The sequence below is a fragment of the Streptomyces sp. NPDC018947 genome, assembly GCF_044390505.1.
Taxonomy (GTDB): Bacteria; Actinomycetota; Actinomycetes; order Streptomycetales; family Streptomycetaceae; genus Streptomyces.
Window position 1 is genome coordinate 253,252 of sequence record NZ_JBIRZD010000002.1, and the last position, 13,330, is coordinate 266,581.

The following is a 13,330-nucleotide window of genomic DNA, read 5'->3' on the forward strand; positions in this document are numbered from 1 at the left end:
CACACGGACGTGCCGCCCAAGGATCCGTGAAAGAAAGGTGAGAGGAGTTGCCGGAGCCCGCCGCGCCGCCCCCTTCACGAACCTTTCGCGGGTCCGGCGCCGGCGTGGCCGGGGCGCCATCGTGGGGCTGAGTTTCGTCCAGGCGGGGCACGGAAGCGGGCTGCGGCGCCGCGAGATCTCGGAGGTCAGCGATGAGCCGGAACCTGTTCGAACGAGACGGGCAGAGCCACCTGGTCCTGTGCAACGGCCGCGGTCAGCGCTCGCTGTGGCCGGCGGGGCACCAGGTGCCCGCGGGCTGGTCCGTCGAGTTCGGGCCGGCCGGGCGGGACGAGGCGGACGCCTTCGTCGCGCGCGCGTGGCCCGACGTCCGGTGCGTGCGCGGGCCGGCCCCCGCTCTGCCGACGCTGCCGGAGCTGTTCGCCCGGGTCGCGGCCGATCATCCGGACGGTCCCGCGGTGGAGGCGGACGGGGAGGTCCTGTCGTACGCCGAGCTCGCCGAGCGGGTCAACCGGCTGGCCCGGGTGCTGGTCGCCCGCGGGCTGGGTCCCGGGGACACCGTCGGGCTCTCGATCGCCCGGGGCGCGTGGCTGCCGGTCGCGGCTCTCGCGGTCACCACCGCGGGGGCCGCGTACGTGCCGCTGGACCCGGGCTATCCGAGCGAGCGCATCGAGCACGCGGTGGCGGACGCGGCGCTGGGCTGCCTGCTGCACAGCGGCTCGCACGAGCCCGTCACCGACACGGTTCCGGTCCTGGACCTCGACGGCCCGCGGACCGGGAGCCTGCTGTCCGCCGCCGAGCCCCGCCCGCCGGCGCAGGAGGAGCGCACCCGCCCGCTGACGGCCGACGATCCGATGTACGTCATCTACACCTCCGGTTCGACAGGGGTGCCCAAGGGTGTGGTGGTACCGCACGCGGGCATGTCGGACCTGGTCGCGACCCAGCGTCGGTGGATCGGCGCCGGGCCCGGGGACCGGGTGCTGCAGTGGGCCTCGTTCAACTTCGACGCCGGGTTCTGGGACATGACCCTGGCGCTGCTCTCGGGCGCCACCCTCGTGGTCACCGACGAGCGCGACGTCCTGCCCGGCGACGACCTGCACCGCACGCTGCGGGACCGGCGCATCAGCCACGCGGTGCTGCCCCCGGTCGCCCTGAGCCTGACCGACAGCACCGGCGTGCTGGTCGGCGGAGTCCTGCTGTCCACGGGGGACGTCTGCACGCCGGCGCTGGTGCGCGCCTGGGCGCCCAACCGGCGCATGTACAACGGCTACGGGCCCACCGAGATGACCGTCGGCGTCACCATGGCGGGCCCGGTCGCTCCCGGTGATCCGGTGAGCATCGGACGGCCCTGGCCGGGCAACGAGGTGCGGGTGCTGGACGACGACCTGCGCCCCTGCGGGCCCGGCGAGGAGGGCGAGCTGTACCTGGCGGGCTCCGGTGAGGCGCTGGGCTACCTGAACCGGCCGGAGCTGACGGCGAGCCGGTTCGTCGCCGACCCCTTCGGCGGGCCCGGCGCACGGATGTACCGCTCCGGCGACCGCGGCCACCGGACGGCGGACGGCGAGCTGTTCTTCGCCGGCCGCGCGGACCACCAGGTCAAGCTGAACGGCTACCGCATCGAACTGGGCGAGGTCGAGGCGGCGCTGGACGCCTGCCCGGGTGTGACGCTCAGCGCGGTGGTGGTCAGCGGCACGCTCGACACGGCGCGGATGACGGCGTACGTCGTGACGCGGCCGGACAGCGCGGCGACACCGGAGGGCCTGCGGGAGCGGCTGGCGCACCGGTTGCCGGCCCACATGCTGCCGTCGCGCCTGGTGCTGCTGGACGCCCTGCCGATGACGACCAACGGCAAGGTCGACCGGCGCGCCCTGGAGGAACTCGACGCCCCGGCGTCCGGGACCGCGGGTGTGGTGCGGCCCGCCGGGACGGACGGCCGCCGGCGTCTCGACGCGCTGTGCGACCTGGCGGCGCAGGTGCTCAGTGTCGAGGAGATCGGGCCCGGCGAGAACTTCTTCGAGCGGGGCGGCCACTCGGTGCTCGCCGTCAAGCTGTCCCGCAGGGTGCGGGACGAGCTGGGGCTGTCCCTTCCGGTGCGTGCGGTCATCGAGAGCCGGACGATGGCCGACCTGTGCGAGAGCCTGCGGGACTGAGGGGGGCCGGGCGGGCCCTCAGCGGAGGGCGAGCCGGAGGTCGTTGTACCCGAACAGGAAGGTGCTGTAGACCCGGCTCGGTGCGGCCAGCACCTCGATGGTGCGCACCCGGCTCAGGAGCGAGGTCAGCACGGCGGTGAGCTCGAGCCGGCCGAGGAAGGCGCCCAGGCAGAAGTGGGGCCCCCGGCCGAGGGCCACGTGCGGGTTGGGGTCGCGCCCGACGTCGAAGGTACGGGGGCGGTCGAACACCTCCGGGTCGTTGTTGGCCGAGATGTTCCACATGCTCACGATGTCGCCGGCCCGGATCCGCTGCCCGCCGATGCGCAGGTCGCGGGTCGCGGTGCGGGCGAAGTGCATCGCGGGCGTGACCCAGCGGAGCACCTCCTCGACGGCCGTCTCCACGGCGGCGGAGCCGGTGGTGAGACGTCGCCACTGGTCGTCGTAGCGGCCCAGGGCGTCCAGCCCTCCGATCAGCGACATGCGGGTGGACTCGTCCCCGCCGATGATCAGGCTGTAGCAGTTCAGGGCGACGTCGTCGTCGGAGAGCGGCTCGCCCTCCACGGGCACGGTCGCGAGCATGCTGATGACGTCGTTGCCGGGCCGCCGCCGGCGCTCGCGGACCACGTCGCCGAAGTAGGCGAGGATCTCGCCGCGGGCCTCGAGCGCGTCCACGGGGTCGGCCTTCTCGTCGTGGGACGACAGGGCGCGCTTGTTCCAGGCGAGCAGGTCCGGGCGGTCGGAGGCGGGCAGTTCCAGGAGGTCGCAGATCGTGTTGATCGGCAGCACCTCGGCGACCTCGGCCGCGAAGTCGAAGGGGCCCGCTCCCACGACGCGGGCCACGAGGTCGTCGGCGCGGGTCGTGATCTGCTCCTCGACCTGCCGGATCAGCCGGGGCGAGAAGGCCCGCAGCAGCACGCTGCGCAGCTCGCGGTGGCGGGGGCGGTCCATGACGGCCAGCATCCGCCCGCCCGCGGAGTCCCCGCCCCGCAGGAGGACGTCGAGCACGGTGCCGCGGGCCGAGCTGAGGTGCGCCGCGTCCGTGTAGGCGGCGACGACGTCCGCGTGCCGGGCCAGCGACCAGAACCCGGTGCCCCACGGCGACTCGTGCCAGGCGACCGGCGCTTCCTCCCGCATCCGGTCCCAGTAGGCGTAGGGGTCGTTGTCCACGAGGACAGCGGGATCGGTCAGATCCAGCTCGGGCACCGGTCCGGCGGTCCTGGACATGACGCGGTCCTCCTTTTGCTGGGACGACGGGAGCTGTTCCTGCGCGAGCTCCCGCAGAGCGTGGCAAGAGCGGACGGTCCGGAGTAAGCGGGTTGAATGAAACCGGAAGGATTCGGCGGCGCGGTGCGGGACGTGTGCCAGGGTCGGATGCCATCGACCGATGGGAGGGCGGCATGGCAGCGCGCACCTGGGTGAGATCCCTGGAACCTCGCCGTGCCTCCGATCACCGGGGCCGCACCGTCCTGGTCTGCTGCCCCCACTCGGGCGGCTGGGCCGAGAGCTTCCTTCCCTGGGGCACGCACGTCCGCGACATCGCCGGCGGCGCGGGGCCCCAGGGCGTCGGCCTGCTGGCGGTCCAGTACCCGGGGCACGGCGACCGGGGCGCCGAACGGCCGGAGTCGGACGTGCGGGTGATGGCGGCGGCGATCGGCGCGGAACTGACCGCCCTCGCCCCGGCGCAGGTCCTGCTGTTCGGGCACAGCTTCGGCGCGATGGTGGCCTACGAGACGGCCCGGCAACTGGAGTCCGCCGGCGCACCGCCCGCGGCACTGGCGGTCAGCGGGGCACGGGCACCGGGCGACCCCGCGGCACCGAAGGGGCAGGCGGACCTGCCGGACGATCAGTTGTGGCGGCGTGTCCTGGAGCTCGGCGGAATCGACCCGCTGGTCGCCGGGGAACCCGACCTGCGCGAGCTGCTGCTGTCGGGCCTGCGCGCCGACATCGCCGCCCACGAGCGGTACGTGTCCGCACCGCCGGCCGACCCGGTGAGCGTCGACATCCGGTGCTACCTCGGCGCCGACGATCCCATGGCTCCCAAGGACGCCGGCCGGGGGTGGGCGGCCCGGACCACGGGGCGGGTGCGTACACGGGTGTTCGGCGGCGGGCACTTCCACCTCTTCGAGAGCCCTCGCGGCATCCTGGCCGATCTGCTGGCGGACCGGCCGGGCGAACGGGCCGGGACCGGGCCGGGACCGGCGGCGCGGCCGTGAGCGGCGGTTGGTCCGGACTCCGCGTCGTCGTCACGGGCGGCGGTTCGGGGATCGGGGAGGCCGTCGTGCGCAGGGCCGCCGGTCTCGGCGCCGCCGTGCTCGCGGTCGGCCGCGACGCGCGGCGCCTGGGGCGGGTGGCCGAGGAGGCGGGCCCGGACGTGCGCTTCCACGCCGCCGACGTGACCCGCCGGGGGGCTGCCGAGGCGATCGTGGCCGCCGCGCGGGAACGATTGGGCGGGGTCGACGCCGTGGTCAACAACGCGGGGCACGCGCGGTTCGCGCCGCTGGAGCGGGCCGACGCCCAGGAGTTCGAGCAGATGCTCGCGACCAACGTCGTCGCGGCCGCCGAGCTGACCCGGGCCGCCCTGCCGGAGCTGCGCGCCAACCGCGGCAGCGTCGTCAACGTGTCCTCGGTGGGCGGGGTGCTGGCGATGCCGGGGCGCGCGTACTACGGCGCGAGCAAGGCGGCGCTGAACAGCCTGACCCGGTCGCTGGCCGTGGAACTCGCCCCCGACGTACGGGTCAACGCGGTGCTGCCCGGCCCGGTGGACACCAGGCTGTGGGAGCAGGCCGTGCCGGGCGGCCCGGACGGTGTCGCCGAGCTCCGCGAGCGGATCATCGCGGGCACGCCGATGCGGCGGTTCGGCGAGCCCGGTGAAGTGGCCACCTGGGTGTGCCATCTGCTCGACCCCGGCGGTGCCGCCTGGGTCACCGGCTCTGTGATCGCCGTGGACGGTGGTCGCACAGCCTGACTGACATTCCATCGAGCTCAGGAGATCTCACGACCATGGCGCACAGCACTCCGCAGGCCCCGTTCTTCCCGGAGGCGTCCGCGATACCCACGTCCTGGCTGTACGAGGCGTTCAGGCGGGCCAACGAGCGGGAGCACCGGGCCGGTCCCCTGATCAAGCTGCATGTCGGCGAGCCCGCGTTCGGGCCGCCCGAGTCGGTGGGCAGGGCCCTGGCCGAGGCGGTGCTCGACGGCCGGACCCGTTACATCGACGTGCAGGGCCTGATGGAGCTGCGGGAGGCGATCAGCGAGAAGCTTGACACCGTCAACGGCATCGACGCCCCGGCGGACCGTCTCTTCGTCACTCCGGGGTCGTGTCAGGGCCTGTCGGCGCTGCTGCGGACCCTGGCCGAACCGGGTGCCGAGATCCTGATGCCGCAGATCCACTGGCCGGTGCATCTCCAGCAGGCCCTGCTGGCCGGTCTGCGGCCGGTGTTCTACGGCCTGGACGACACGCTCGCCCCCGACGTGGACTCGGTCCGTGCCGCGTCCGGTCCGAACACGCGGATCCTGCTGCTGAACTCGCCCTCCAACCCGACCGGTGCGCTGCTGTCGCGCGAGAGGCAGACCCGTCTGTACGAACTGGCCTCCGAGCGGGGGTGGCAGATCGTCAGCGACGAGGCGTACGAGGACTTCGTCTACGCGTCGGAGCATGTGTCGATCGCGTCCCTCGAACGCGGCCTGGACCCCTCCCGGCGCCTGGTCAACAGCGTCTTCACCTTCTCGAAGGGGCTGGCGATGACGGGCTACCGGCTCGGCTACGTCGCGGTCGCGCGCCCCCAGGTGTGCGACGCGATGCGGATGGTGCAGGAGTCGAGCATCATCGCGCCGTCCGCCCCGATCCAGTACGCCGGGATCAGCGCGCTGCACGCGCGCGAGTCGATCGCCGGGAACCACGCCTTCGTACGGGAAAACCGCGACCGGATGCTGCCGGCCCTGACCGAGGCCGGGCTGCTGCCGGCGCTTCCGGGCGGTGGCTGGTACGCGATGGCCGACATCTCGTCCAGCGGCATGACCGGCGAGCAGTTCGCCGCCGAGCTGCTGCACAAGGAGGGCGTGGCGGTCGTACCCGGCGGCGGCTTCTCCGCCTGCCCGGAGTTCGGCGCCGACGGGACGCTGCGCCCGCTGCGGCCGGGCGGGGTCGCCGACGGCCTGGTGCGGATCGCGTTCTGCGCCGACCGGGACCAGCTCGCCGCCGGGATCGAGCGGATCGTGGCGCTGGTCCAGCGGAAGCAGAAGGAGGCGCGCTGATGGGCACGGCGGAGTCCTACGAGAGTTATCTGTGTCTCGACGAGCTGCTGTCCCTGCAGCGTCCCTGCTGCTCGGGACAGGAGAGCGGGCAGACGGTGCTGTCGGAGCAGTTCTTCATCGTCTGCCACCAGACGTGCGAGCTGTGGCTGAAACAGATCCTGGACGACCTGACCGCGGTCGAGCAGGCGTTCTCCACGATGGGCCCGGCCTCCCTGGAGCGGGCGGTCGATCTGCTGCGCCGCGCCGACGGGCTGCTGAGGCTGCTGCACGAGCAACTGATCGTGCTGGAGCGGCTTCCCTTCGAGGACTTCGCGGCCTTCCGGCGCTTCCTCGGGACGGCCAGTGGCGCCCAGTCCCCCCAGTTCCACCGACTGGAACGGATGATCGGCAATGCCGTGCGCTGCGGCACGCTGTACACGGAGTTCGCCCGGGGCGCGGAGCGCGCCGGCAGCACCGTGGAGAAGATCGTCGAGGCCGGCCCGGCGGCGGGCATCGAGCACCGCGTCGTGGAGGGGCTGCTCGACCTGGCCCACGGCTACCTCCGGTGGAAGGTGGGTCATGTGGCGCTGACCAGCCGGATGCTGGGTGACAGCCCGGGCACCGGCGGGACCGCGGGCGTGGCGTACCTGATCGACCATGCGACGCTCCCGTTCGCCGAGTTGCGTCTGCTGCGGGGAAAGCTGCACCAGCGGATCGCGGACTCCAGCAGCGTGGCATCGGCCAATTGACCGAGGGGTGTTGCCTGCCGGGTCCCCGGTCCGGGGCCCGGCCGAGCGACGTCGGGGTATCGCGGAACGGGCGGGCGTCAGGAACGGGAGAGGCGCACAAGATTGTTTTCGGCATGCCCATCACACCGTTCAGGCGTCAACAGAATTCCGCACCGTTCTTCGCGAAATACCGGGCCCGAGAACGGCTCCGCAAACGGGCTTCGTCAATTGGCTCGATCCTCTTGCCTGCCCGCATCACCACCTCTAACGTGATGATCCCACCCGATAGGGCGAAGCGGCCGAATCAGAGAATTTGGCTGAAACGAGGGGACACGAAGGTGAATCTCAACTACCGCACACCTTGCGCCCGCACGACGACCGGGAAGCGGACGATCAGCTTCCTGTTACCGAAGCCCCTTCGGGCCAACCGGACAGCCGCTCGCTTCTCGTCGCCATCCGCATCACCTGATCACTCGCCCGCCGGCCGCACCCGGCGAGCGTGAGCTCAGAACTCCCAGCCACTGCAGGAAAGACAGCTCAGTCGCCCCACAGAAATCCGGCTGCGTTGCACTATGCCCGCAATGCGTGACGAGGGATGCCATGCAGAGAATTCGAGAAAACAGCAACCAAGCAGACTGTTGTCGCCCTCACCGTATCTTGCCGACGGGGGAGGAAGTACATTCGAGGGGCGCCGATGAGCGCCCGTGACGTGGTGTTCCTCCGATGGCCCGCACAGGCCGACGAGCGAACCCGACTGCGCGAGACCGGAGTGCCCTCACTGCTGGTGGTCGAGGGAAACGCTCCCCCACCGACCGACATCGGCCCCAACGAGGACTGGATACGCCCGCCCGTCGCACGCTGCGACGTCGAGGCCCGCGTATCGGTGCTGCGACAACGCACGGCCAGCGCCGTCCCCGTACTGGATCCCACGGGGGTCCTCTACTACGCCAACGAGTCGGTGCCCGTGTCGAAGGCCCAGGTGGCGATGATGCAGTGCTTTTTGGCCGACTTCCGGCAGGTCGTCTGCCGTGAAGAGCTGAAAGAGGCGTTGGCCAGCATCAATGCGGGGTTCTCCAACAACGCACTGGACCTGCACATACTGCGCCTGCGAAAACGTATATCCACCGTCAGCCTCGAACTGCGAACGGTGTGGGGACGCGGGTATCTCCTGGACTGGTCCCACTTGAACAACCTCGCGGAACAGACACCCTGACCCTCGGGCGACACGAAATCAGCCACCAGGTGAACGGGGTGAGTTTCCGGCCATTCTTCGGGAGTTCACGAGTGGACCGAGGAGTGGCCGGGCCCGCGGGAAGACCTGTCCGCGGCGGTCGGGCAGGTCTTCCCGCCGGCAGGCGCTCGGGTGAAGCGGTCCGCCGCGTCGGCGGCCCGCTCACGCGACCGCCGTGCGAGAACGACTGACAGCCGGTTCTGCAACGGGCGGGCCCGAAAGATCGTCCCGTCCGCGGTGACGCACGGCGGCGGCGGACGACGGGGCCTCGTCGGGGAATGACAGGACTCCAGCAGATTCATTCAGCATTCGGCCGCAGCACGGATCACGTGGTTAATATGGCGGCCATGGTGATGCTCCCCCGAATGATCGTGCCCGACCCGGACCGCGCGGCGAAGTTCTACCAGGACACTCTCGGCGCCGAGGAAGTGTTCCGCGCCCCAGGAGAGGACGGCCGTCCCACCGTCATCGATCACCGCCTCGCGGGCGGGACCTTCAGGGTCTCGCCGGCCGTCGAGGAGTGGGGATGGCTCTCTCCCGACGACCTGGGCGGCTCCCCCGTCCTCATCGAGATCGAGATCGACGACCCCGACGCCGCGGCCGAGCGTGTGGCCGCCCACGGCGGCGAGGTCGTCGTGCCGATCGAGAACCGTCCCTACGGCAAGCGCTCGGGCCGCGTCCGCGACCCGTTCGGCCACCTGTGGATCCTCACCGGCGAACTGCGCTGACCCCCCGTCCCTTGCCTCCGGTCAGGCGACCTGGCCGGCCGGGGGCAGGGGGTGCAGGCGATAGCCGTAGTCCTGCGCGTTGTCCTTGATCGCCTTCTTGACCGCGACCGGCATGACGAGGTCGCGCATCGTCCGCTGCCACCAGTGCCGCGGGGTCATGAGCGCGCCCATGCGCTCGGCCTGCTTGTTCATCTCCGCCACGCGGGCTCGGCGCAGGGCCTGGAACGCGCCGAAGGCCGCGGCGACATCGGGCTCCCGCCGCAGCGCGGCGATCAGCTCGTAGGCGTCCTCCACCGCGAGCGTCGCCCCGATCCCCAGGTGCGGCTGGATGGCGTGGGCCGCGTCGCCGATCACGATCCCCGAGCCCCGGTACCACTGCTCCAGTTGGGGGACCTCGTACACCGGCCAGCGCCACACGTAACCCGTGGAAGCACTGATCACTTCGCCGACCACGGGGGGATCCATGCGATGCCGGTCCACCAGGGAAGCCACCCAGTCGGCGTTCGGGATCTCGGCCAGCTCCGTGTAGGAGCGCTCCTCGTACTCGTGGTGGTTCTCGAACCACAGGATCCGTCCGGGGCTGATGACCTGGTAGCCGACGAATCCCCGCAGTCCGAAGGTCATGTGGAACAGCCCGTCGACCTTGAAGCGGTCCGAGACCTCCGCCATGCCCCCCGAGCCGACGACACCGGCGTACCTCGCCTTCGGCACCCGCGGCAGCAGGTGGCGGCGGACCTCGGAGTGCACGCCGTCGCAGCCGATCACGATGCCGGCCTCGGCCCGGGAGCCGTCGGCGAACGACAGCTCCCACCTGCCGTCGGGCAGCTCGGACAGGGAGGACAGCCGGCTCTCGAGCCGCACGGCCACGCCGGTGTCGATGGCCACCCCGCGGAGCGAAGCGCTCAGTTCACCGCGCATGATGTTGGTGCTGGACTCCGGGTTGTTCGCGAGCCAGCGCCCCTTGTGGTTCTGGAAGGACAGCCCGGAGCACAGTATTCCGGTCTCGAGCGCCCGGTCGGCTATCCCCAGCTCCTCCATGACGGTGCGGCCGAGCCGCGCCAGGTTGAAGAAGGAGCCCACGTCCTCGGGCCCCTTCTTGTAGGCCTCGTAGAGGGTCACGTCGTATCCCGATCGCGCGAGACCGATCGCGACCGTCGGACCCGCCACCCCACCTCCGACGACGGCTACGTCGCGGCCGCGCCTCGGTCCACTCATGTCGGATTCCTCTCCGCAGATTGACTGTGTCGCGTCTTCTTTCGCCCGCCGCGATGCCGCGTGACGCCGTCGCGCAGCTCAGCGCGCCTCGGCAGCGGCCTCCGGCTCCCCGTCGGTGGACAGTTCCTGCTTCTTGAGGCGCAGTCCGAACAGGATGAGGACCGCAACGCCGAGCAGCATGATGCCGACGACCAGGAAGGCCCGGGTGGCCCCCGCCGTGAACGCGATCTCGAAGAACGCGTCCTTCGCCTGCCCGCCGGCCTGTTCCGCGGCGGCCCCGGCGGCCAGCTCCGCCTGCTTGTCGAGCAGCTCGCGCACCCACACCGTCGACAGCACCGCGATGCCGAGGGCACCGCCCACCTGCTGCATGGAGTTGAGCACCGCCGAGGTGACCCCCTGCTCGCTGTGGCCGACGCCGTGCAGGGACGTCAGCGTCAGCGGAATGAACATCAGCGCGAAGCCGACCGCCGTGACCAGCATCGGCGGGAACACGTGCGCCCAGTACGACGAGTCGGCCTCCAGCAGCGAGTACCAGTACATGCCCGCGGCGGCCAGGAGGGCCCCCGCTCCCGCGATCCACCCCGGGTCGAACTTCGTGATCAGCGACGAGGACAACTGCGACGCGACCATCATGAAGACGGCGAACGGCAGGAACGCGATGCCCGTCTGCAGCGACGAGTAGTCCAGGACGTCCTGCGCGTACTGGCTCAGGAACATGAAGAACGAGAACATCGCCGCCGACACGATCAGCATCGCGACATAGCTGACCCCGCGCGTGCGGCTGCGCAGGATGCGCAGCGGCAGCAGCGGACCGGAGGAGCGCCGCTCGGCCAGCACGAAGGCGACCAGGAGCACCACGCCCACCCCGAGGGCGACCAGCGTCCCGGTCTCCGACCACCGGCTGCCTCCGCTGCTCGCGTCGCCGCCCGCCCGCGTGAAGCCGTAGACCAGCGCCGCCAGGCCGACCGTCGCGGTGAACGCGCCCATCAGGTCGAACGCCCCGCGCCTGGGCTGCGACTCGACGAGGAACTTCGCCGCCAGCAGCGCCACCGCGGCACCGATGGGCACGTTGATGAAGAAGGTCAGCCGCCACGACACCTCGGTCAGTACGCCGCCCAGCAGCAGGCCGACGACCGAGCCCAGCCCGGACATCGCCGCGTAGACGCCCATCGCGCGGTTGCGTTGCGGACCGGCCGGGAACGTCGTGGTGATGAGCGCGAGCGCGGCGGGTGACGCCATCGCCGCGCCGACGCCCTGCAGGGCCCTCGCCACGATCATCCACTCGGGGTTGTTGGCGACGCTGCCGAGCAGCGACGCCACGGCGAACACCGCCGCGCCGAGCGCGAAGACCCGCCGCCGGCCCAGCAGGTCACCCAGCCGCCCGCCGAGCAGCAGCAGTCCGCCGAAGGCCAGCGAGTACGACGTCAGCACCCAGGCCAGGTTCTCCGGCGAGAACCCGAGGCCGGTGCGCAGCTTCGGCAGCGCGATCGTGACGATCGTCGCGTCGAGCACGACCATGAGCTGCACCGTGCTGATGAGCGCGAGCGCCATGCCGAGGCCGCGGCCGCCGTTTCCGTCGGCGGCCGACTGATCTTCGTTCTCTTGCAACGGCTCGGCAGACACAGCGGCCTCCTGGGGGTGGGTCGTGTTCACGCTCTTTCGCGGGTGAACGTAGCTCCTCCCGGGCAAGTCACGGGCGCCGGGTGAAAGAGTGCCGACAGGCCCGTACGGGCGGGTGGGAGGCTGCGGTTAGCTGTCGGGACGGCGGACCGGTCCGATCTCTGGAGGCAGTGTTGTCAACCCCAGTCCCGTCCCGTCGCCCGCGTCCGCAGCCCGGCCGCACCCCGGTCACGCCGAGTGCCCAGGGATTCTCCGTGCGGTTCTTCGGAGCCGGACTGGCCGCGGCCGAGCTGATGACCTGTTACCTCGGGCTCGAGATCGGCGCGTACCAGGCGCTGGCCGACATCGGACCCGCCACGCCGGCCGAGGTCGCGGACCGCGCCGGGCTCGACGAACGCATGATCCGCGAGTGGCTGGAACAGCAGGCGGGCGCGGGTGTCCTGCGCGTCGAGGACGCCGGGAAGCCCGCGCGGCTGCGCCGCTTCGAACTGCCGCCCGAGCATGCCGAGGCCCTCCTCGACCCGGAGAGCCCGCACTGGATCGCCCCGCTGGTCGTGATGCCGATCGGCGGCATGGCGGCGATCCTCCCGGAGCTCGTGGCGGCCTACCGGAAGCGGACCGGGCTGAGCCCGTCCGTCTACGGCGAGGCGATGAGGTCCGGTCAGGCGGAGCTCAACCGCGGGGTCTTCGACCATCACCTGTCCGAGTGGATCGCCCGGCACCTGCCGGACATCGAGGCACGTCTGCACGTGCCGGGTGCCTCGATCACGGACGTCGCCTGCGGTTCGGGGCTGTCCACGGTGACGCTGGCCCGTCTGTACCCCGCCGCGCGGGTGCACGGCCTCGACATCGACTCCGAGTCCGTCGCGGCCGCCCGGCGCCGCCTGGCCGGCACCGGCTTCGGCGACCGGGTGTCCTTCGGCGTGCAGGACGCCGCCGAGGAGGGGCCGTCCGGTCACAGTCTGCTCGTGTGCGTGTTCGACGCCCTGCACGACATGCCGCGGCCGGTCGAGGTCCTGAGGCGCTGCCGGGAGATGCTCGCCCCGGGCGGCTCCGTGCTGCTGATGGAGCCCTCGGTCGCGGAGCACTTCAGCACCGAGCCGGCCGACAGCGAGCGCTTCCACTACGCCGTCAGCGTGCTGCACTGCCTTCCGATCGGCATGAGCGAGACACCCACGGCGGCGACCGGCACCGTGATGCGCCCCGCCACCGTGCGCTCCTACGCCCGCGCCGCGGGCCTGGAGACCGAGGTGATCGACGTCGGTCACCTCTTCTACCGGCTGTACCGGCTGCGGCCCGCGTCGGGCTGAGAAGCGGCGGGCCCCCCCCGGGCCGGGGGCGCCGGGGGGGCCGCCCCCGGGCGGCCGGGCGGGGGGGGCGGGCCGCGGCCCCCGCGGCGGTTCGGGGGGGGGCCCCCCGCCGGGCGCC

Annotated in this window: 11 protein-coding genes; 8 read left to right on the forward strand and 3 right to left on the reverse strand. The window is 71.8% G+C overall.

Annotated features, from left to right (window positions below):
* Positions 1-191: 191 nt before the first annotated feature.
* Entirely contained in the window at positions 192-2,147 is a 1,956-nt protein-coding gene (locus ACH499_RS05785; RefSeq protein WP_399013999.1) for an amino acid adenylation domain-containing protein, read from the forward strand.
* A gap of 18 nt (positions 2,148-2,165) precedes the next feature.
* On the opposite strand, the gene ACH499_RS05790 is transcribed toward ACH499_RS05785, so the two are convergent.
* Complete coding sequence (locus ACH499_RS05790; RefSeq protein WP_356198516.1) at positions 2,166-3,371, reverse strand: cytochrome P450; 1,206 nt, start codon at positions 3,369-3,371, stop codon at positions 2,166-2,168.
* A gap of 173 nt (positions 3,372-3,544) precedes the next feature.
* On the opposite strand from ACH499_RS05790, the gene ACH499_RS05795 reads away from it, so the two are divergent.
* From ACH499_RS05795 to ACH499_RS05820, 6 genes are all read left to right on the forward strand, one after another.
* A complete protein-coding gene (locus tag ACH499_RS05795; protein WP_399014000.1) occupies positions 3,545-4,360 on the forward strand; it encodes a thioesterase II family protein in 816 nt (271 codons plus the stop codon).
* Positions 4,357-5,112, forward strand: a complete 756-nt coding sequence (locus tag ACH499_RS05800; RefSeq protein ID WP_356198518.1) for an SDR family oxidoreductase — start codon at positions 4,357-4,359, stop codon at positions 5,110-5,112. Before ACH499_RS05795 ends, ACH499_RS05800 begins: the two co-directional genes overlap by 4 nt.
* Before the next feature lie 35 nt (positions 5,113-5,147).
* Positions 5,148-6,401: a pyridoxal phosphate-dependent aminotransferase gene (locus tag ACH499_RS05805; protein ID WP_399014001.1), complete on the forward strand. Its 1,254-nt coding sequence runs from the start codon at positions 5,148-5,150 to the stop codon at positions 6,399-6,401.
* Positions 6,401-7,129, forward strand: a complete 729-nt coding sequence (locus ACH499_RS05810) for a tryptophan 2,3-dioxygenase family protein (protein WP_356198520.1) — start codon at positions 6,401-6,403, stop codon at positions 7,127-7,129. The genes ACH499_RS05805 and ACH499_RS05810 overlap by 1 nt, the downstream gene beginning before the upstream one ends.
* Before the next feature lie 673 nt (positions 7,130-7,802).
* On the forward strand, positions 7,803-8,321 hold the full coding sequence (locus tag ACH499_RS05815) for a winged helix-turn-helix domain-containing protein (protein WP_356198522.1): 519 nt from the start codon (positions 7,803-7,805) through the stop codon (positions 8,319-8,321).
* A gap of 365 nt (positions 8,322-8,686) precedes the next feature.
* Positions 8,687-9,067, forward strand: a complete 381-nt coding sequence (locus tag ACH499_RS05820) for a VOC family protein (RefSeq protein ID WP_365603392.1) — start codon at positions 8,687-8,689, stop codon at positions 9,065-9,067.
* A 21-nt stretch (positions 9,068-9,088) separates the two neighbouring features.
* On the opposite strand, the gene ACH499_RS05825 is transcribed toward ACH499_RS05820, so the two are convergent.
* Both ACH499_RS05825 and ACH499_RS05830 read right to left on the reverse strand, forming a co-directional pair.
* Complete coding sequence (locus ACH499_RS05825) at positions 9,089-10,282, reverse strand: FAD-dependent oxidoreductase (RefSeq protein WP_399014002.1); 1,194 nt, start codon at positions 10,280-10,282, stop codon at positions 9,089-9,091.
* Positions 10,283-10,360: 78 nt separating this feature from the next.
* A complete protein-coding gene (locus ACH499_RS05830; RefSeq protein ID WP_356198526.1) occupies positions 10,361-11,905 on the reverse strand; it encodes a DHA2 family efflux MFS transporter permease subunit in 1,545 nt (514 codons plus the stop codon).
* 251 nt (positions 11,906-12,156) lie between these two features.
* Between ACH499_RS05830 and ACH499_RS05835 the strand changes: the two genes are divergently transcribed.
* Positions 12,157-13,212, forward strand: a complete 1,056-nt coding sequence (locus tag ACH499_RS05835) for a class I SAM-dependent methyltransferase (RefSeq protein WP_399014003.1) — start codon at positions 12,157-12,159, stop codon at positions 13,210-13,212.
* Positions 13,213-13,330: the final 118 nt, after the last annotated feature.